Annotated in this window: 16 protein-coding genes, 1 tRNA gene and 2 pseudogenes; 17 read left to right on the forward strand and 2 right to left on the reverse strand. The window is 57.0% G+C overall.

The genetic code is table 11. The features are described from left to right. Positions 1-485: 485 nt before the first annotated feature. From rpmE to DXA70_RS02885, 14 genes and pseudogenes are all read left to right on the forward strand, one after another. Positions 486-686 (forward strand): 50S ribosomal protein L31, encoded by a 201-nt coding sequence (rpmE, locus tag DXA70_RS02825; RefSeq protein WP_005926533.1) that lies wholly within the window; start codon positions 486-488, stop codon positions 684-686. A 186-nt stretch (positions 687-872) separates the two neighbouring features. Next, positions 873-1,526, forward strand: a pseudogene (locus DXA70_RS02830) (ABC transporter ATP-binding protein); the annotation flags it as partial. Positions 1,527-1,608: 82 nt separating this feature from the next. Continuing rightward, a complete protein-coding gene (locus DXA70_RS02835) occupies positions 1,609-2,481 on the forward strand; it encodes an ABC transporter permease (protein WP_128117563.1) in 873 nt (290 codons plus the stop codon). Positions 2,482-2,496: 15 nt separating this feature from the next. Further along, the gene (locus DXA70_RS02840) at positions 2,497-3,945 is read left to right on the forward strand and encodes a Gldg family protein (RefSeq protein ID WP_128117564.1); all 1,449 of its coding nucleotides are present in this window, start codon (positions 2,497-2,499) and stop codon (positions 3,943-3,945) included. Between the two features lie 13 nt (positions 3,946-3,958). Further along, positions 3,959-4,972: a DUF4340 domain-containing protein gene (locus tag DXA70_RS02845; protein WP_128117565.1), complete on the forward strand. Its 1,014-nt coding sequence runs from the start codon at positions 3,959-3,961 to the stop codon at positions 4,970-4,972. Positions 4,973-5,229: 257 nt separating this feature from the next. Further along, complete coding sequence (gene potA, locus DXA70_RS02850) at positions 5,230-6,276, forward strand: spermidine/putrescine ABC transporter ATP-binding protein (protein ID WP_128117566.1); 1,047 nt, start codon at positions 5,230-5,232, stop codon at positions 6,274-6,276. Positions 6,277-6,286: 10 nt separating this feature from the next. After that, on the forward strand, positions 6,287-7,102 hold the full coding sequence (locus DXA70_RS02855; protein WP_128117632.1) for an ABC transporter permease: 816 nt from the start codon (positions 6,287-6,289) through the stop codon (positions 7,100-7,102). Continuing rightward, the gene (locus DXA70_RS02860; protein ID WP_128117567.1) at positions 7,102-7,950 is read left to right on the forward strand and encodes an ABC transporter permease; all 849 of its coding nucleotides are present in this window, start codon (positions 7,102-7,104) and stop codon (positions 7,948-7,950) included. Before DXA70_RS02855 ends, DXA70_RS02860 begins: the two co-directional genes overlap by 1 nt. A 5-nt stretch (positions 7,951-7,955) precedes the next feature. Then, positions 7,956-9,188: a spermidine/putrescine ABC transporter substrate-binding protein gene (locus tag DXA70_RS02865; protein WP_128117633.1), complete on the forward strand. Its 1,233-nt coding sequence runs from the start codon at positions 7,956-7,958 to the stop codon at positions 9,186-9,188. Between the two features lie 85 nt (positions 9,189-9,273). Beyond that, positions 9,274-10,047 carry an acyl-ACP thioesterase domain-containing protein gene (locus tag DXA70_RS02870; RefSeq protein WP_128117568.1) on the forward strand — a complete coding sequence of 258 codons (774 nt, stop codon included), beginning with the start codon at positions 9,274-9,276 and terminating at the stop codon, positions 10,045-10,047. 482 nt (positions 10,048-10,529) lie between these two features. Beyond that, positions 10,530-12,044, forward strand: a complete 1,515-nt coding sequence (locus tag DXA70_RS02875; protein ID WP_128117569.1) for an IMP dehydrogenase — start codon at positions 10,530-10,532, stop codon at positions 12,042-12,044. Positions 12,045-12,323: 279 nt separating this feature from the next. After that, positions 12,324-12,554: a hypothetical protein gene (locus DXA70_RS14045; protein WP_243001026.1), complete on the forward strand. Its 231-nt coding sequence runs from the start codon at positions 12,324-12,326 to the stop codon at positions 12,552-12,554. Further along, positions 12,532-13,839, forward strand: a complete 1,308-nt coding sequence (gene pncB / locus DXA70_RS02880) for a nicotinate phosphoribosyltransferase (RefSeq protein WP_243001054.1) — start codon at positions 12,532-12,534, stop codon at positions 13,837-13,839. Before DXA70_RS14045 ends, pncB begins: the two co-directional genes overlap by 23 nt. Positions 13,840-13,910: 71 nt before the next feature. Then, positions 13,911-13,994, forward strand: a tRNA-Leu gene (locus DXA70_RS02885). A gap of 49 nt (positions 13,995-14,043) precedes the next feature. Here DXA70_RS02885 and DXA70_RS02890 read toward each other — a convergent pair. Beyond that, the gene (locus tag DXA70_RS02890; RefSeq protein WP_128117570.1) at positions 14,044-14,895 is read right to left on the reverse strand and encodes an ATP-binding protein; all 852 of its coding nucleotides are present in this window, start codon (positions 14,893-14,895) and stop codon (positions 14,044-14,046) included. 33 nt (positions 14,896-14,928) lie between these two features. After that, positions 14,929-16,056, reverse strand: a complete 1,128-nt coding sequence (locus DXA70_RS02895) for a cysteine desulfurase family protein (RefSeq protein ID WP_128117571.1) — start codon at positions 16,054-16,056, stop codon at positions 14,929-14,931. 386 nt (positions 16,057-16,442) lie between these two features. Between DXA70_RS02895 and DXA70_RS02900 the strand changes: the two genes are divergently transcribed. From DXA70_RS02900 to DXA70_RS02910, 3 genes and pseudogenes are all read left to right on the forward strand, one after another. Next, positions 16,443-17,804 carry a uracil-xanthine permease family protein gene (locus DXA70_RS02900; RefSeq protein ID WP_112147685.1) on the forward strand — a complete coding sequence of 454 codons (1,362 nt, stop codon included), beginning with the start codon at positions 16,443-16,445 and terminating at the stop codon, positions 17,802-17,804. A gap of 230 nt (positions 17,805-18,034) precedes the next feature. Beyond that, positions 18,035-18,585 (forward strand): annotated as a pseudogene (locus DXA70_RS02905) (NADH peroxidase). A gap of 126 nt (positions 18,586-18,711) precedes the next feature. Further along, complete coding sequence (locus DXA70_RS02910; protein ID WP_243001028.1) at positions 18,712-19,470, forward strand: heparan-alpha-glucosaminide N-acetyltransferase domain-containing protein; 759 nt, start codon at positions 18,712-18,714, stop codon at positions 19,468-19,470. The last annotated feature ends 125 nt before the right edge of the window (positions 19,471-19,595 follow it).

Consider the following 19,595-nt stretch of genomic DNA (forward strand, 5'->3'; position numbering starts at 1 on the left):
TATTTTGAATTCCCCACTATATTTTTTCTGTGGTATTCCCTTTGGCATACAAAAACACCCCATTTCCTAAACAGTATACCATACTGTCTAACAAATGGGGTGCAGTTCATTTTCACAGCATGGCCGTTTTTCTCCCTTAGGAGCGCTTGAACTGGTTCCAAATGGTCAGCAAGGCTCCAATGGCACCAATAATACTGAGAAATTGTCAAGATAAAATAATAAACCAGCTTAACAGGTGAAACTGCTAGGCTGGTTTTGCTTTTTATGATATTTTAAAATCATCAGGTCATGGTTCAATTTTGATTTTGTCTTTTGCAAATCGAAAAAATCAAAATTTCCCTCTTGCAATTCTCAAAATCCGTGCTATAATATTAAGGCAATCGTTTCCAAGGCCGCTCGACGGGGTAGCCGATATTGAAGGTTGTGATGGGCACATACATTAAATATGGCCCCAATAAGTCAGAACCAGAATTGAGGTGAAAAGAATGAAACAGGGTATCCATCCGAACTACGTTGACTGCACCATTACCTGCGCTTGCGGCAACGTCATCAAGACTCGTTCCACCAAGCCCGAGATCCACGTCGAAGTTTGCTCTAAGTGCCATCCCTTCTACACTGGTAAGCAGAAGCTGGTTGACACTGGCGGACGTGTTGAGCGCTTCAACAAGCGCTTCGGCCGTAAGTAATTACTGGTCTTTTCTCAGCGTCGTTCCCTGCGGGGAGCGGCGCTTTTTGTTTTGTGCAGGCGTCGTTTTCTGCCGCAATGGGGCGTCTTGCGGAGTTTACACTTCTTTGCCTTATTTTGAACACATTTATATCCTAGAATATACCAACAATAAAGCATAAGATGCTGAGATAAGGAGCGTTATTCTGTGATCGAAGTATCCCATCTCACCAAAAAATACGGCGGTCATCTGGCGGTGGACGATGTCTCGTTCACGGTGGAGGACGGCCAGATCTACGGTCTGCTCGGGCCCAACGGCGCGGGCAAGTCTACCATTATGAATATCCTCACCGGGTATCTCTCGGCTACCAGCGGGCAGGTAACGGTGGCGGGGCACCCGCTGCCGGAGGAGGCCGACGAGGCCAAGGCCTGCGTGGGCTATCTGCCGGAGCAGCCGCCCCTCTACCCGGAAATGACGGTGGGGGAGTACCTGAACTTTGTGGCAGAGCTCAAAAAAGTCCCTCGTGCCCAGCGCAAGGAGCAGGTGCTCCGTGCCGCCCGGCGGACGGGGCTGGAAAAAGTGCTGCCCCGGCTCATCCGCAGCCTGTCCAAGGGCTATAAACAGCGGGTGGGCATTGCGCAGGCTCTGCTGGGCAGCCCAAAGATCATCATTCTGGACGAGCCGACCGTGGGCCTGGACCCGGCGCAGGTGATCGAAATGCGCAAACTCATCCGGGAGCTGGGCAAGGCCCACACCGTCATTTTGTCCAGCCATATCCTCAGCGAGGTGCAGGCGGTCTGTCAGCAGGTGCTCATCCTTTCCAAAGGCAAACTGGCGGCCTCCGGCACCCTGCAGGAGCTGACCGCGGACGGCAGAAGCCTGGAAGAAGTCTTCCTGGCCCTGACCGGGGCACAGACCGACCCGGAAGAAGAGGAGGAACCCCATGACAGCGATTTTTAAACGGGAGCTGAAAAGCTATTTCCATGGCATGATGGGCTATGTGCTCACGGCTTTTCTGCTGGCAACCTCCGGGCTTTACTTTCTGGCGCTGGATCTGGGCTATGGCATGACGGATTTCAGCTACTACACGCTCTACCGCACCATTTTTATCCTGCTGCTTTATATCCCGGTGCTCACCATGCGCTCGCTGGCCGAGGAGCGTCGCAGCCGCACGGATCAGCTTCTTCTTACCAGCCCGGTGTCGGTATGGGGCATCGTGCTGGGCAAATTTTTTGCCATGGCGGTCATTTTTGCGATTCCCTGCCTCGTGGATGCCGTCATGATTTTGATTCTCTGGGGGCTGGGCAGCACCACCACGGCACTGGCGGCCAACTTCGCGGGCCTTTTATGCTATTTTCTGCTGGGCTGTGCGGCCATCGCCATCGGGGAGTTCCTCTCCGGTCTGACGGAGAATCAGATCATTGCCGCCGTTATGGGCGTGGCAGTGCTGCTGCTGGCCTACATGATGCCCAGCCTGCGCACCATGTTCAACGCGGGCAGTGCCGTGGCGCTGGCGGTTTTTACCGGGCTGGCGGGAGCATCCTCCGTGCTGGTGGGGCTGCGCACCCGGAGCTTTACACTGGGATGTCTGCTGTTCGCGGCCCTCTGCATGGGGCTGTCCGGCCTCTTCCTTTTAAAGAGCGCCTGGCTGACCAGTGCGTTCAGCACGGTGCTGAGCGCGCTGTGCCTGTTTACCCCCTTTGAAGAATTCGTCAACAACAGTTTTTCTCTCCCGACGCTGGTGTATTACCTCTCGGTGACGGGGCTGTTCCTGTTCTTTACGGCGCAGAGCATCGAGAAGCGCCGCTGGAACTGAGAGGAGGAAAACGGTATGAAATTGAATTGGAACAAGCGGAAGAAAAGCGAAGCAGCCAGTAAAATCTTCCGCAGCGGAGTCTATTCCGCAACGGTCACGGCGCTGGTGTTGGTGCTGGTCATTCTGCTCAACCTCATCGTCCGGGCCATCCCGTCCCGGTATACGGAGTGGGACCTCTCGGAGGCGGGGCTCTACACCCTGAGCGACAACTCCATTGAGGTGGTCAAAAATCTGACCCAGGACGTTCAAATTTATTATCTGGCGGAGACGGGCAACGAGGATGTCATCCTCTCCAAGCTGCTGGATCACTACGCGGCGGAGAGCAGCCACCTGAGCTGGGAGCTGAAAGACCCGGCCCTCTACCCGACCTTTGCCACCCAGTATGGGGCCACAGATGTGACCAATGGAAGCCTCATTCTGGTCTGCGGCGAAAACAGCACGGTGCTGGATGCCGCGGACCTCTACGAAGAAGACTACAGCAACTATTCCCTCACAGGTACTTCCAGCGTAACCTTTGACGGGGAAAACAAGATCACCTCGGTCCTCTACCGCCTGACCAGCGGGGAAGAACATCACGCCTACTACACCACCAACCACGGGGAGCAGACGCTGACGGATACCCTGACCAGTGCACTGGAAAACCAGAACCTGACTCTCACCGGGCTGGATCTGCTCTCGGACAGCATCCCGGAAGACTGTGACCTGCTCATCATCAACAACCCCGTGCAGGATTTTGCTTCCGCCGGGGCACTGGTGGACGAGATGAGCGACCTGCGCGGCTACCTGAGCCGGGGCGGCAAACTGCTGATCACCACTGACAGCTACAACCGCACCCCCAATCTGGATGCCCTGCTGGCAGAGTTTGGCCTTTCCCGCACGGAGGGTCTGGTGGTGGAGGGGGATAGCAGTCATTCTATGAACGGCTACCCCACCTATCTGCTGCCGGATTACGCCTCTGCGGTGGAGAGCGGCGTGCTGGACAACGTGGACAAAAACCGTGGTGTCCTGCTTCAGATGGCCCAGGGCATCGCCCTGACCGAGACAGAAGACGTGATCTCGGAAGCCCTGCTGACCACCTCCGCTGAGTCCTACAGCAAGACGGCGGGCTATGAGATGACGACCCTTACGCAGGAGGACGGCGACCCGGACGGCCCGTTCACGCTGGCGGCCTACGCCCGCAATGAGAACACCGAAGCGGAAGTCATCTGGATCGACTGCGGCAATATGGATAACGAGGGCATCTATCAGGTGCTGCCTGGCAACGTGACGTTTCTGCAGGCCTGTGCCACCACCCTGGCCTTTGAGGAGAGCACGACCCTCATCGAATCCAAGGCACTGGAGGCAGCCCCGCTGGAAGTGTCCAACTCCACCTCTGTGGCGCTGGGCCTGACCTTTGTGATCATTCTGCCCGCTGCGGTGCTGGCGGCAGGTGCCGTTGTGGTCCTGCTGCGCCGCCGCAAGTAAGGGGGCAGAGCAGATGCAGTACCCGAAAAAGAAACCGGAAACCGCCGTTTTGCTGCTGTTGCTGGGCCTTGTGGTGCTGGCGGGCATCGCGCTGGCCGTGCTGACGGCATCCAACCGGAAAGCCGAACAGGCTGCCAGTGAAGCAGCCGACGGCAGCATCCCGGTGCTGGCCATCCCGTCGGATACAGTCCGGAAGATCCAAATGGAAGCGCGGAGCGGAACCCTGACGCTGGCGTATGCCAATGGAAGCTGGTCTCTGGCGGAAGACCCGGACTACCATCTGGATGAATCCTCCTGCAACGCCATGCTGACCGCCGTTTCGGCGCTGAACGCCAAACGTGAGTTGCAGGAAGCAGCCGGGGAGGACTACGGCTTCTCCGCTCCGCAGGCCACCGTGACCATCACCACGGACAGCGGCGAGGAAACACTGGTATTCGGAGCCCGCAATGCCGTCACGGGGGATGTCTACCTGCAAAAGGCAGGGGAGAGCGCTGTGTATACGGTGGCGTCCTCCAAGCTGAACTGCTTTTTGAAAGACAAAGCTGCCCTTTTTGGCGCGTTCAGCCCGGCGGGGCTCACCAGCTCGGCCATCGAGGCAGTCTCCTATACGCTGGCCGATGGAGAGACGGTCTCCCTGAAAGCCATGTCGGAGCCGGTGGAGAGTGCAGGCAGCGGCACAAGCGAGGCGGCCTCGGACAGCACCGCCTATCAGACGGTCTGGCGGCTGGAAAATGACCCCACGGCAGACCTCGACACGGACAAAACGAATGCCATCCTCACGGCGCTCAGCAGTTATGTCAGCGGGCAGATCACCCCTGCGGATGGTGCCGACCTGGCCGCGGCCGGGTTTGACACCCCGCTGGTGACCGTGCAGGTGACCACGGCGGAAAAGACCGTCACCCTGCGCTACGCCAGCGGCATGGACGGCTATTACCTGATGGTGGAGGGGGATGGTTCCCTCTATACCGTGGACCAGAGCACGGTGCAGGCGCTTCTGCTGCCAGAAAACGCATTGAAACCTGAATAAAATCACGCAGCGTGCGCCACACCAAAATTCCGGTGCGGTGCATGTTTTTTTGTTGCGGGATGTAAAGTTTCGGCAAACATCGGCAGAGTGATTGACATTTTGGCAAGGATTGATTAAGATAGACGGGACAGGGCAGAATAACTGCGCAATATTACGGTTGTCATGGATGTTGTGCGGGGCTGGGTCACCCTGGTACGAGGGATGGGGTCAATACCCTGTCTTTTTTCGTATCTGAGTTTAAGGAGGATAATGGAATTATGGACAACTCGGTGATCGTTTCACTGCGAGACATCGTGGTGGAATTTGATGGTCAGCGCATTCTGGATGGGCTGAACCTCGACATCCATGACAAAGAGTTTGTGACGCTGCTGGGCTCTTCCGGCTGCGGCAAAACCACCACTCTGCGCCTCATTGCAGGTTTTCTGGAGCCCAATGCGGGCCAGGTCCTGCTCAAAGGCGAGGACATCACGGGCGTGCCGCCCTACAAGCGCCCGGTGAACACGGTGTTCCAGAAATACGCCCTTTTCCCGCACCTGAACGTGTTTGAGAATGTGGCCTTTGGCCTGCGGCTGAAAAAGATGGACGAAGAGACCATCCGCCGCAAGGTGCGCGATATGCTGGAGGTCGTGGGCCTGAAAGGCTTTGAGCGCCGCAGCATCAGCCAGATGTCCGGCGGCCAGCAGCAGCGCGTGGCCATCGCCCGCAGTCTGGTCAACGAGCCGGAGATCCTGCTGCTGGACGAGCCTCTGGGCGCGCTGGACCTCAAGCTGCGAAAAGAGATGCAGCTGGAGCTGAAGCGGTTGCAGCGCGAGATGAACATTACCTTTATCTATGTCACTCACGACCAGGAAGAGGCCCTGACCATGTCGGATACCGTCGTGGTCATGAACGGCGGCAAGGTGCAGCAGATCGGCACCCCGGAGGATATTTACAACGAGCCCAAGAACGCCTTTGTGGCGGACTTCATCGGCGACTCCAATATTGTGGACGGCGTGATGCACAAGGACTTCCTCGTCTCGTTCTCGGGTGTGGATTTCCCCTGCGTGGACCGCGGCTTTGCCCGGGAACAGAGCGTGCAGGTGGTCGTGCGCCCGGAGGATATCGAGGTGGTCTCCCCGGTGGAGGGCCAGCTGACCGGTGTGGTCAACGATGTGATCTTCAAGGGCGTCCACTTTGAGATGCATGTGGACTGCGAGGGCCGCGAGTGGCTCATCCACTCCACCCGTGCCTGCACGCCGGGCGAGACCATCGGTATGCGGATCGGCCCCAACGAGATCCACATTATGGCGCGGTCCGAGGGGTGATGCAGCCATGATGAAGATTTATGATAAAAAACTGGCGTATCCTTACTTCTTGTGGATGACGCTGTTTACGGTGGTGCCGCTGATCATCGTGGTCTACTATGCTTTGACGGATGGCAACGGCAACTTCACGCTGGACAATCTGGCCTCCGTCAGCGGCTACAGCTCGGTGTTTGCCCGCAGCCTGCTGCTGGCCCTCATTGCCACGGTCATCTGCCTGGTCATTGCGTTCCCGGTGGGCTACTTCCTCTCCCGCCTGCGGGTGAACAAGCAGCACATCATGCTGATGCTGGTCATGCTGCCTATGTGGATGAACTTCCTGCTCCGTACCTATGCCTGGATGGGCCTGCTCAGCGTCAATGGCCCCGTCAACGCGGTGCTGGGCCTGTTTGGCCTGGGACCCTATACCATGCTGAATACCTCCGGCGCGGTGGTGCTGGGCATGGTGTACAACTATGTGCCCTATATGATCCTGCCGCTGTATACCAGCATGACCAAGATCGACCAGAGTCTGGTGGAGGCGGCCCAGGACCTGGGCGCTTCCACCACCAAGACCCTTGTGCGTGTGCTCATCCCCATGAGCGTGCCCGGCATCAGCACGGGCATCACCATGGTGTTTGTCCCGGCGGTGTCCACGTTCGTCATCAGCCGGATGCTGGGCGGCGGCTCCAACCTGCTCATCGGCGACCTGATCGAGATGCAGTTCCTGGGCAACAGCTATAACCTCAATGTGGGCTCTGCCATGAGCCTGGTGCTGATGATCATTGTCCTGCTCTGCATGAGCTTTACCTCGAGCTTTGACGAGGATGAGATGGAGGGTGTGTCCTGATGAAAACAAAACATCTGCGTCTGATGCAACGCGCCTACATCATCCTGTTTTTCTGCTTCATGTACCTGCCCATCGCCTATATGATCGTCTTCAGCTTCAACCAGAGCAAGGGCTATTCGCTGTTCACAGGCTTTACCCTCAAATGGTATGTCAGCCTGTTCCACAATTCGTCCATCCTCCACGCCCTCTGGGTGTCCATTGAGGTGGCGCTCCTTTCCGCCGTCATCGCCACGGTGCTGGGCACGGCGGCCTCCCTTGGCATTGCCTCCATGGGCCGCAAAAGCCGCCTGGTGGTGACCAACATCACCTATATCCCGGTGGTCAACCCGGAGATCATCACCGGCATCTCGCTCATGCTGCTGTTTGTGGCATACCAGCGCTTTACCGAAGGGGTGGACTTCCTGCCCGATACCATCATGGGCCTGCCCACGCTGCTCATCGCGCACATTGCGTTCAACGTGCCGTACGTCATCTTCAACGTGACGCCCAAGCTCAAGCAGCTGGATATCCGGCTGTATGAGGCAGCGCTGGATCTGGGCTGCGACCCAAAGCAGGCATTCTTCAAGGTCATCCTGCCCGAGATCAGCCCGGCGATCCTGTCGGCGTTCCTCATCTGCCTGACCTATTCCATTGATGACTTCATGATCTCCTACTTCAACTGCGGCACCGTGGAGACCCTGCCCATTGCCATCTACTCCATGACCCGTAAAAAGGTCAGCCCGGAGATCTATGCGCTGTCCACCATCATGTTTGTGGTCATCCTGAGCATCATCCTCATCTCCAACGCCATGGAGAGCCGTGAGTATCGCAAGGACCAGAAAGCGCTGAGAGGGGGAGATGCTGCATGAAACAGATGAAACGGCTTGCCGCACTGCTTCTGGCTGCAGCGATGGTGTTCTGTATGCCGCTTTCGGCATTTGCCGCGGGCACCATGGAAGTGAACGAAGATGTCTCTGTTTCGGACGATTACGACTGGACCCGCTTCAAGGGCCAGAACATGACCCTGAACGTCTACAACTGGGGTGAGTATATCTCCAACGGCTCGGACGACAGCGTGGACGTGGTATCGGCCTTTGAGCAGCTGACAGGCATCAAGGTCAACTATACCACCTTTGATTCCAATGAGTCGCTCTATGCCAAGCTGAAATCCGGCGCGGCCGATTATGATGTCATCATTCCGTCGGATTACATGGTGGCAAAGATGATCGCTGAGGGGATGCTCAAGCCCCTGAACTATGACAATATCCCCAATTTCCAGAACATCGACGAAGTTTACCGCAACGCGGATTATGACCCGGAAAATGCCTATACCGTGCCCTATATGCTCTGCACCACGGGCATCATCTACAACACCACCATGGTGGACAAAGCGCCCACCAGTTGGGCAGACCTGTGGGATGAGCAGTATGCAGGCAATATTCTGATGTTCAACAACAGCCGCGACGCCTATGCCATTGCGGCATTCAAGGCAGGGAAGAGCATCAACCCGGAATCCACCGAAGAGGTGGACGAGGTGGTGGAAGAGCTCAAAGCTCAGAAGCCCCTGGTGCAGGCCTACGTCATGGATGAGATCTTCGATAAGATGATCGGCGGAGAGGCTGCCATCGGCGTCTACTATTCCGGCGATGCCATCACCATGATCGATGATAACCCGGATCTGGCCTGGGTCTTCCCGGAGGAGGGCAGTGTGCTGTCGGTGGACAGCATGTGCATCCCCGCCACGAGCGAGCACCAGGAAGCCGCCGAGATGTTCATCAATTTTATGTGTGAGACGGATATTGGCAAGGCAAATGCGGAGTATATTGGATATACTACTCCCATGGAATGCGTCCGCGAAGTGCTGGACGAAGACCTGGCCGACAGCGAGATCGCATTCCCGCCGGAAGAGATCGAGGCCAAGGAAAAGGTCTTCACGGCCCTCAGCGATGATGTCAACAGCGAGTTGGACATCAAGTGGAGCGAGATGAAGAGCTACAATGAGGGCGGCAGCGGCTATCTGTTCCTGCTGCTGTTGCTTGCCATGGTGGCGCTGGCCTGCTTCAACATCTGGCGCAAGGTCCGCCGCCGCAGCCGCAACATGTACTGATTTTTCTCCCGGACCGATCCTGACAGGCTGCGCCGTAACAAGCGCGGCCTGTTTTTGGTCTGCCGCAGACAGAAAGGAACCTAGGATGGAAACGACCGAACGACTTGAATATTCCGAGAAGATGACCGCGCTGGATGGCGACAGCGATTTCCGCCGCCAGCTCAAGCCCAGCGCGCTGCTGCGCTATGTGGAGCAGATCTCTGCCGACCATGCCCGTGCCCACGGGATGGATTACCAGTTCTTCCAGGAACGGAACAACGCGTTCCTGGTGGCCAAGACGGCGGTGCAGATCACCCGGCGGCCTGTGCGGTCCGAGGAGTTTACCCTGACCACGGCCTGCGAGGTGTTCCGGAAAGGCGCCATGAAGCGGCTGACGACCCTGACTGACGCAGAGGGCAACCGACTGGCGCTGGTGGACTGCCGTTGGATGCTGGTGGATACCCAGACCGGACGGATCCTGCGGGGGCCCAGCTGGACGGCAGAAAATTTCCAGAATGAGTCCCTCCCCGAAGAGCTGCCGCAGCTGGTCCACAAGGGCAAAGACCTGCTCCCGGCCGGAGAGTGGACGGCCCGCTACTCTCTCTGTGATCTGAACGGCCACATCAACAATGCGGTCTATCTGGATATCGCCTGTGATGTGATCCCGATGGAAGTGTGGCAGACCCGGGAGCTGAAATTCTTTTCCATCAAATATCACCGGGAAGTGCCGATGGGGGAGAAGATGGAACTCTTTTATGCCCCTGTGGAGCAGGGCTGGTATGTGCTGGGCCGTCGGGAGGAGCACGCTGCCTTTGAGTGCTACCTGGAATTTGGTGCCCCGGCGGAAGAAAACGGACAGGTTACAAAAATTAAAAACTGATTACAAAAAAATTACAAAAACCCCTTGCAAAATCCGACACAAAGAGTTACAATATAGTTACAGAAAGGAATGCGACGCCTTTCTGGTTCATGAAATCTTTTTCTTCTTGTTTTTAAAGAGATACCGGGTGTCGGGCACTTCCTCCTCCAGCTGTTCTCCTTCACAGCTGACAGTCCCCCGCACCGCACAGGCGGTATCTCGCTTCGTGTGCAAAAAAGCTCATCCTGAAACAGGGATGAGCTTTTTTGCACCCTGAATTTAAGAGATCGGCCAGCATTTCCAAAATAAAGTGTGACTTTGCGGCAAATTCTCTATACAAAATGTCTGTTTTTCTCTGGCTTGGTTTTATAAAGTTTGTTTTGTATTTGCCGGGCTTTTGTGATATGATATAGACAATCATTTTGAGCATGTTACAAGCTTTGTAAGTGAAAAGGATTTGTTGTCCTGACGGGCTGCAATGAGAGAAAAAGGAGATTTAGAATATGGCTTATTTTTACGAAGAACCTTCCCGCACTTTTGGCGAGTACCTGCTGGTGCCGGGCTATTCCTCCGCAGAAAATATTCCTACGGCTGTCAGCCTGAAGACCCCGCTGGTCAAGTACCGCAAGGGCGAGGAGAAGTGCCCGCTGGAAATGAATATCCCCATGATCAGCGCCATCATGCAGTCTGTCTCCGGCGATAAGCTGGCCATTGCACTGGCACGCCAGGGCGGTGTTTCGTTTATTTACGGCTCTCAGAGCATTGAGAACGAGGCTGCCATGGTCCGCCGTGTCAAGAGCTACAAGGCCGGTTATGTCGTCTCCGACTCCAACCTGGCTCCCACTGCCACCCTGCACGACGTGCTGGAGCTGAAAGCCCGCACCGGCCACTCCACCATCGCCATCACCGCCGACGGCACCCCCAACGGCAAGCTGCTGGGCATTGTGGCTTCTCGTGATTACCGCGTCAACCACACCCCCGATGACGCCTCCGTCACCACGTTCATGACCCCCATCGAGAAGCTGGTCACTGCTCCGGAGAACACCTCTCTGCACGACTGCAACAACATCATCTGGGATAACAAGATCAACACCCTGCCGCTGGTGGACGCTGAGGGTAACCTGAAGTACATCGTCTTCCGCAAGGACTACGATTCCCACAAGCAGAACGCCAACGAGCTGCTGGATGCCAACAAGAGCTATGTGGTTGGCGCTGGCATCAACACCCGCGATTATGCCGAGCGCGTGCCCGCACTGGTCGAGGCCGGTGTGGACATCCTCTGCATCGACTCCTCCGAGGGCTACTCCGAGTGGCAGAGCCGCACCATCGGCTGGATCCGTGAGAACTACGGCGACACCGTGAAAGTCGGTGCAGGCAATGTCGTGGACGCCGAGGGCTTCCGCTTCCTGGCCAAGGCCGGCGCGGACTTTGTCAAAATCGGCATTGGCGGCGGCTCCATCTGCATCACCCGCGAGACCAAGGGCATTGGCCGCGGCCAGGCCACTGCTGTCATCGAGGTCGCCAAGGCCCGTGACGAGTACTTCAAGGAGACCGGCATCTATGTGCCCATCTGCTCCGATGGCGGCATCGTCCACGATTATCACATCACTCTGGCTCTGGCCATGGGCGCGGACTTCGTCATGCTGGGCCGCTACTTTGCCCGCTTCGACGAGAGCCCCACGAACAAGGTCCGCATCAACGGCCAGTATATGAAAGAGTACTGGGGCGAGGGTTCCAACCGTGCCCGCAACTGGCAGCGCTATGACCTGGGCGGCTCCACCAAGCTGAGCTTTGAAGAGGGCGTGGACAGCTATGTTCCGTATGCCGGCCCGCTGGCTGACGGTGTCCAGACCACCCTGTACAAGGTCAAGAGCACCATGTGCAACTGCGGTGCCCTCTCCATCCCCGAACTGCAGCAGAAAGCCAAGCTGACCGTCGTTTCCTCCACCTCCATCGTGGAGGGCGGCAGCCATGACGTTATGCTGAAGAACGCCACCCCCAGCATCATCAACGGCTGATAAAATTTGAAAGATGCAAAGCTGCCTGGCACACTGCCGCCGGGCAGCTTTTTTGTATCTTCTGGCTGTGACAGTAAAAAGATTTTACCGAACCACAGTCCCTTTTTTACAAAAGGCCTTGCACCGGGCCAAAAACCATGCTATAGTGTTACCAACACCCTGTCATGACAGGGCAGATTACACGCCCGGCCAGCCCTCTGCGCGGCGTCCCGGGAAGTTTTTCAGGCGGCAGGACCGCGCGGTATCCTGCCGGATGGAGAAAAAAGAGAGGAAACCCCCATGGAAGAGATCAAAGTTGTTCCGTACATTCCGGACGAAGATTATGATAACCCCGCAATGGTCGTGGATTTTTATGAGTTCACGATGGCCAACTGCCTGTTTTTGAACGGCTTCAAGGATACTACCTCGTGTTCGATATGTTCTTCCGCAAGAACCCGGACAATATGGCTATTCCATCAGCGCCGGCCAGCGCAAGCTGACCCGCTTCCTGCTCAACTATCACTTCAATGAACAGGACATCCAGTGGCTGCGCACCAAGGGCATGAGCGAGGAATTCTGCAATTACCTGCGCACCTACCGCTGGAAAGGCGATATGTACGCCCTGCCTGAGGGCACGGTCTGCTACCCCCATGTCCAGATGGTCCGCATTGAGTGCGACCTGGTGGGTGCCATCCTCATTGAGACCTACCTGCTGCAGACCATGAACTTCCACAGCCTCATCACCACCAAGGCCACCCGCGTGGTGGGCCTGAACACCCACACCCCCCGCAGTGTGATGGAATTCGGCACCCGCCGTGCACAGGGCGAGAGCGCCGGCAACGATGGCGCTTATGCGGCGGTTCTGGGCGGCTGCATTGGCACGGCCAACTGTCTGGCCGAGATGAAGTATGGCTCGGATGTCAAGGCCGTGGGCACCGTGGCACACAGCTTCATCGAGTTCTTCCCGACGGAGTTTGACGCGTTCAAGGCTTTTGCGGATACCTACCCGGATTCGGTCAGCCTGCTGCTGGACACCTACAACATTATGGAGAGCGGTCTGCCCAACCTCATCAAGCTGGACGACTACCTCATTGAGAAATATCCCAATGACCCCAACCGCCGTGTCAAGAGCGCCCGCATCGATTCTGGCGACCTGGCCCGCGGCTCCAAGCGGCTGCGCAAGGCGCTGGACGCGGCTGGCAAGCCCTATATCAAGCTGGTAGCTTCCAACGGTCTGGATGAGAAAAAGATCGCCAACATGGAGCTGTATGAGCACGCCCACTTTGATTCTTACGGCGTGGGTGAAAACCTGATCACCTCGGCTTCCGACCCCGTGTTCGGCGGCGTGTACAAGCTGGTGGCCGTCAAGCAGGCGGATGGCAGCTATCAGCCCAAGATGAAGTGCTCTGATTCCGCCAGTAAGGCCATCATCCCCGGCAAGAAGATGCCCTGGCGACTCTACGATGAGAACGGCCAGGCACAGTGCGACCTGATCGCCATGGATGGCGAGGTCATTGAGGCCGGCAAGCCCGTGACGATGGTCAACCTGGACCCGGATGCCATCGAGCGCACCATCACCATCACCCCCACCAGGGTCAAACAGCTGCTGGTGCCCCATATCCTGAACGGCGAGCTGGCCATTGAGCTGCCCTCCATCGCGGAGAAGAAAGCTTACATTGCCCAGCAGCTCACCGAGGAGACTTGGGAAACCGAGCTGCGCATCGAGTGCCCTCACAAGCACTATGTCAACATGACCCCGGCTGTGGCAGAGTGCCGCTCCCGCATGTACGCGGAGCTGCACGGCGGCAAAGTCTAAGAGCAGTTCTTGACAAAGAACGGTTTCTATTGTATTATAAGAGCTGTCGTAAATCGGCAGCTCTTTTCTGTGCCACTGTGGTGAAATTGGCAGACACGAGGGACTTAAAATCCCTTTCTGGAAACAGAGTGCGGGTTCAAGCCCCGCCGGTGGCATGAAAAAATCCCTCTCAGCATTGCTGAGGGGGATTTTTCATTGCCATGATTATTGTTCCATCGCATGGAACCGTTCCAGGAAGCTGTGCTCCACGCCCTCGGATTTGTAGCCGGGCATGGTATCCAGCGCCACGGAGTGGATGCTGCGGAAGATGCTGTTTTCAATGTTGGGGTTGTCGCGCTTGAGGCGGCGGAGCAGGATCTTGACTTCCTGCCGCTTGGAGCCGCCGCCACCGTTGTCGCACATGGTGCAGTTCTCGGTAAAGCGGCAGGCGCACTGGATGAATTCCAGGTCATTGTAGCGCTTCCAGGCCAGAATATCTTCTTCCCGGATGCAGTACATCGGGCGGATGAGGGTCATGCCGGGAAAACTGGTGCTGTGGAGCATGGGCGGCATGGCCTGCAGCTGGGAGCCGTAGAACATGCTCATGACGGTCGTCTCGATCACGTCATTGAAGTGGTGGCCCAGCGCGATTTTATTGCAGCCCAGCTCCTTGGCCTTGCTGTACAGGTGGCCCCGGCGCATCCGGGCGCAGAGGTAGCAGGGGTTTTTATCGGTGTTGTTTGCCACCGAGAAAATATTGCTCTCAAAAATCGTCACCGGAATGTGGAGCAGCTCGGCGTTGGACTCGATCTTCTGGCGGTTGATCTCGTTGTAGCCGGGGTCCATTACCAGGAAAACCAGCTCAAAGGGGACATCGCTGTGCTTCTGCAGCTCCTGCATCAGCTTGGCCATCAGCATGGAGTCCTTGCCGCCCGAGATGCAGACGGCGATCTTATCATTTGCCTGGATGAGCTCATAGCGCTTGACGGCGACAATGAACGGGGTCCAGAGCTCTTTGCGGTACTTTTTGATGATGCTTCGTTCAATCAGCTGGTAAGGTTCCAGTTCGCGTTTCATGGGTACAAATTCCTCTCTTTTTCTGGGGCTGTTTTATTTGGTTTCTGTCAGTCCGCGGTAGCAGCGGTCAAAGGCGGCCAGAAAGCCGCGCAGGTCTTCTTCGGTGGTTCGATGGCTCAGGCTGACCCGCCAGGAGGACAGGGCATTGCGGCGGTCCCGGCTGACGGCAAAGACCGCGCGGGAGGGGAGCCCGTCTGACGAGCAGGCGGATTTGACCGAGACGCAGACGCCCTCTTCATTGAGCTCCCGCTGGAAGACCGTGCCCTTGACGTCCTGCACGCTCAGGTTCAGGATGTGGGGGATGGCGTTCTCCGGGCTGTTGATGCGGACTTTGGGATACTTGGCCAGCTCGGTGCGGAGGAATGCATTGGCCTTTTGGACGGCCTCGGCATGCTCCGGCAGCTGCTCCACGGCCAGCTCCAGTGCCAGCGCCAGCGAGGAGGCCAGAGCCACCGTCGGGGTGCCGCTGCGGTAGATGGTGGTGCTCTCTCCGCCGTGGATGAGAGGCTCCAGCGCCAGATTCCGCCGTTTGAGCAGCAGGCCGATGCCGTTGAGACCATAGAATTTGTGGGCTGTCAGGCTCATGGTGTCCACGCCCTCAAACGAGACCGGAATTTTGCCCACGGCTTGGGTGGCGTCCACGTGCAGGTGGCAGTGAGGGTGATCTTTCAGGATCTCGGCAATCTCCTGCACGGGCTGCACCACGCCCAGCTCACTGTCCACCATCGTGACCGCCACGACAATGGTGTCCGGGCGAAGCAGCTCTTTGAGATGGTCCAGGTCAATGGTGCCGTCCCGCTTGATGTCTACCAGGTCGATCTCATAACCCTGCTCCTGCAGAGCGGTCAGGGTGCCGCTGACAGACGAGTGCTCCAGCGGGGTAGAGATGATATGTTTGCCCGCATGGCGGGAGAGCCGGGCCAGCCCCTTGAGGGCAAAGTTGTTGGACTCGCTGGCACCGGAGGTGTAGATGATCTCGGCAGGCTGCACCCGCAGCAGCCGGGCAATGGTCTGGGTGGCGTGGTCGATCTCGGCCTTGGCGTCTAACCCGGCCTGATGATGCGAGTTCGCGTTGCCAGGGCAGCGGCGCTCCACCGCGCAAAAACGCGCCAGCACCCGCTCATCTGCCGGGGTGTTGGCGGAATAATCCAGATATATCATAATAATCCTCTATCAATAAACTGTTTTATCGCAATTTTCATAAATAGTGCCGATCAAAACGGCATATTTGCGATATGCAGTTTGCGGATGTTGCTTGTGCGTTAAAAACGCAAACTGCTATAATAGGTAACATTATAGTGCGCGGCTGCCCTGATTGCAAGATGCAGAGCACAAAATACGGAAAACGGTTGCAGGAACCGCGGGTTTCTGGTATACTTTACGAGGTAAAACACGAAAGGGGAGAGCGGTATGCGAGATTCGATGTTCCGAAGCAAGGGTGCTGCTGTTTCCTTTCCATCTTACATTTCATCCTGATTTCAGAGGCATTGCCGCTTTTGCGCGGCGGTGCCTTTTTTCAGGGGTGGGTTTCTTAAAGGAGGAAAACCATGCAGCAAAACATTGATTATTCCAAGGGCATTTATGATGCCCGTCAGCTGGGCACGGGCCGGATGCTGATTCTGGGCATCCAGCACATGTTCGCCATGTTTGGTGCCACCGTTCTGGTGCCCCTGCTCACGGGGCTGAGCGTTTCCACCACTCTGCTCTGCGCAGGTCTGGGCACTCTGCTGTTCCACTTCATCACCAAAAAGAAAGTGCCCGCGTTCCTGGGTTCTTCGTTCGCCTATCTGGGCGGCTTCTCCATTGTGGCACCCATGCTGGCGGATGCAGACGGCAACCTGACCGTGGCCAACACCCGGATGCTGCCTTATGCCTGCGCGGGCGTGGCGTTCTCCGGCCTGCTCTATCTGGTCGTCAGTCTGCTCATCTCCACCTTTGGCATCCGCCGCATTATGCGGTTCTTCCCGCCGGTGGTCACGGGCCCCATCATCATTGCCATCGGCCTGATCCTGGCTCCCTCGGCCATCAACAACTGCCAGGCCAACTGGCTGCTGGCCTTTGTGGCACTGGGCACGGTCATTGTCTGCAACATCTGGGGCAAGGGCATGATCAAAATTCTGCCCATCCTCATTGGTGTGCTGGTGTCCTATGCCGTTGCGCTGGTGACGGGTGCCGTCGATTTTGCCCGCATTGCCGAGGCAAGCTGGTTCGGCATCCCGCTGCATCAGTCTGCCATGGGTCTGTTTGCCATCGACGGCAGCCCCGAGTTTATCAGCGCGCTGTTTACCATCATCCCCATCGCACTGGCTACCATGATGGAGCATGTGGGCGATATCGCCGCCATCAGCGCCACCGTCGGCCACAACTATATCAATGACCCCGGCCTGAACCGGACGCTGATGGGCGACGGTCTGGCAACCGCTCTGGCTGGCCTGCTGGGCGGCCCGGCCAACACTACCTACGGCGAGAACACGGGCGTTCTGGCACTGAGCAAAATCTACGATCCTCTCGTCATCCGCATCGCCGCCGTGCTGGCCATCATCCTGAGCTTCAGCCCCAAGTTTGAGGCCGTCATCAACACCATCCCCACCGGCATCATCGGCGGCATCAGCTTTGTGCTGTACGGCATGATCTCTGCCATTGGTGTCCGCAACGTGGTGGAGAATCAGGTGGACTTCACCAACAGCCGCAACCTCATCATTGCGGCCGTCATCCTCGTTTCGGCACTGGGCTTCAACTCGGTGGGCGGCCTGACCTTTGCCGTTGCAGGCGTTTCCATCAATCTGTCCGGCCTGGCCATTGCTGCCATCGTGGGCATTGCGCTCAACGCCATCCTGCCCGGCAACGACTATGAGTTCGACTCCGCTGACGGCTCCGACGCACCCTCCAGCGCCAACCTGCAGGTCTGAGTTTCGGATCGCTTAAAATAGAGTACCGGGCAAAGTGCCCATCTTTCTGGCAAGGTTTAGTGACCTTGCCAGATTTTTGTAAATAGGAATAATTCTCAAAATTATACTTGACTAACTAGGAATCATTCGCTATAATAGAGCCATCAGGAGGGCCGGTGAGTACCAACACCGGAGCTCCTGCTCTCACAAAATTTTGTAACGTAAATTGAGAATGATGGAGGTCTATTCTTATGAAAAAATATGTTTGCACCGTTTGTGGTTATATTGCTGAGGGTGAGATCCCCGCTCAGTGCCCCGTCTGCAAGGCTCCCGCTTCCGCTTTTGTGGAGAAGACTGGCAATACCTATGTGACCGAGCATGTGGTCGGCATCGGCAAGGCTGAGGGTGTTCCTCAGGAGATCGTGGATGGCCTGCGCGCAAACTTTGAGGGCGAGTGCAGCGAGGTTGGCATGTACCTGGCCATGGCTCGTGTGGCAGAGCGCGAGGCTACCCCGAGATCGCCGAGGCTTACAAGCGCTATGCTTACGAGGAGGCAGATCATGCATCCCGTTTTGCAGAGCTGCTGGGCGAGGTCGTTACTGACAGCACCAAGAAGAACCTGATGATGCGCGCTGAGGCCGAGTGCGGTGCCTGCTCCGGCAAGATGGATCTGGCCAAGAAAGCAAAGGCTCTGAACCTGGATGCCATCCACGACACCGTGCATGAGATGGCCAAGGACGAGGCCCGCCATGGCCGCGGCTTCGAGGGCCTGCTGAAGCGTTACTTCAACACCGAGGTCTGATTTTTCCCCAGTTATTTGATAAGCTGCCGCGTGGCTTTGGCTGCGCGGCAGCTTTTTGTTTCTTGACAAGATCTTGCGCGGGGGAATACAATAGCAGGGCGATGGAAAGAAAAGGGGAGAGGGAAAATGAATCCGTCAAAAGTATCTGCAAACCGTTACGCCCTGCTGGATGAGCTGCGAGGCCTCGACCTCATCAGCATGATGTGCTACCACGGCCTGTGGGATGTGGTCTTCCTTTTTGGGGTGCAGCTGCCATGGTATACCGGGATGCTCGGTCATCTGTGGCAGCAGAGCATCTGCTGGGTGTTCATCCTGCTGTCCGGTTTCTGCCTGCCCATGGGACATCACCCGTACAAGCGCGGTGCACTGGTCTTTGGGGCTGGGGCACTGGTCACGGCGGTGACGGTGCTTTTCATGCCGGAGGATGTCGTTCTGTTTGGGGTGCTCACGCTGCTGGGCTCGGCCATGGTGATCACTGCGCTGCTGGAAAAGGCACTGCGTAAAATTCCTCCTGCCGTGGGCGCTGTGGTCAGCGTTGCGCTGTTCGGGCTGACCTACCATGCCCAGCTGGGGTATCTCGGTTTTGGCGATGGCTGGGTGCTGCTGCCGCGTTTTTTGTACCAGAACCTCTTTACCGCCTACCTCGGGTTTTACCCGGAGGGATTCTTCTCCACCGATTACTTCCCGCTGGTGCCCTGGCTGTTTCTGTTCTGGTCAGGCTTCTTCCTGCACCACCTGATAGGGCGGGAGCGGATGGAGCCGCTGCGCCGTTCCATCTGCAGCGCTGGGGTGGCTGGGGAGGCACTCGCTGGTGGTGTATCTGCTGCATCAGCCGGTGCTGTATGGAGTGCTCAATTCTGTGTTCTATTTGCTGCGGTAAGTTAACACAAACTATTTTACAAAAATGCCTTGACAGAGGCCATTGGCTGTGGTATCCTATCCGTGGTTAGAGAATCCTAACCGAATAGAATGCGTCGTGAAATGTTTGCGGCGCATTTTCAACCACGCTT

The organism is Faecalibacterium sp. OF04-11AC, assembly GCF_003460645.1.
GTDB classification, from domain to species: domain Bacteria; phylum Bacillota; class Clostridia; order Oscillospirales; family Ruminococcaceae; genus Faecalibacterium; species Faecalibacterium prausnitzii_I.

Bases quoted from the DNA above. Each gene is read 5' to 3' on its own strand.
- rpmE (WP_005926533.1), top strand. From the start codon at position 486: ATGAAACAGGGTATCCATCCGAACTACGTTGACTGCACCATTACCTGC.
- DXA70_RS02835 (WP_128117563.1), top strand. From the start codon at position 1,609: ATGACAGCGATTTTTAAACGGGAGCTGAAAAGCTATTTCCATGGCATG.
- DXA70_RS02840 (WP_128117564.1), top strand. From the start codon at position 2,497: ATGAAATTGAATTGGAACAAGCGGAAGAAAAGCGAAGCAGCCAGTAAA.
- DXA70_RS02845 (WP_128117565.1), top strand. From the start codon at position 3,959: ATGCAGTACCCGAAAAAGAAACCGGAAACCGCCGTTTTGCTGCTGTTG.
- potA (WP_128117566.1), top strand. From the start codon at position 5,230: ATGGACAACTCGGTGATCGTTTCACTGCGAGACATCGTGGTGGAATTT.
- DXA70_RS02855 (WP_128117632.1), top strand. From the start codon at position 6,287: ATGAAGATTTATGATAAAAAACTGGCGTATCCTTACTTCTTGTGGATG.
- DXA70_RS02860 (WP_128117567.1), top strand. From the start codon at position 7,102: ATGAAAACAAAACATCTGCGTCTGATGCAACGCGCCTACATCATCCTG.
- DXA70_RS02865 (WP_128117633.1), top strand. From the start codon at position 7,956: ATGAAACGGCTTGCCGCACTGCTTCTGGCTGCAGCGATGGTGTTCTGT.
- DXA70_RS02870 (WP_128117568.1), top strand. From the start codon at position 9,274: ATGGAAACGACCGAACGACTTGAATATTCCGAGAAGATGACCGCGCTG.
- DXA70_RS02875 (WP_128117569.1), top strand. From the start codon at position 10,530: ATGGCTTATTTTTACGAAGAACCTTCCCGCACTTTTGGCGAGTACCTG.
- DXA70_RS14045 (WP_243001026.1), top strand. From the start codon at position 12,324: ATGGAAGAGATCAAAGTTGTTCCGTACATTCCGGACGAAGATTATGAT.
- DXA70_RS02890 (WP_128117570.1), bottom strand. From the start codon at position 14,895: ATGAAACGCGAACTGGAACCTTACCAGCTGATTGAACGAAGCATCATC.
- DXA70_RS02895 (WP_128117571.1), bottom strand. From the start codon at position 16,056: ATGATATATCTGGATTATTCCGCCAACACCCCGGCAGATGAGCGGGTG.
- DXA70_RS02900 (WP_112147685.1), top strand. From the start codon at position 16,443: ATGCAGCAAAACATTGATTATTCCAAGGGCATTTATGATGCCCGTCAG.
- DXA70_RS02910 (WP_243001028.1), top strand. From the start codon at position 18,712: ATGAATCCGTCAAAAGTATCTGCAAACCGTTACGCCCTGCTGGATGAG.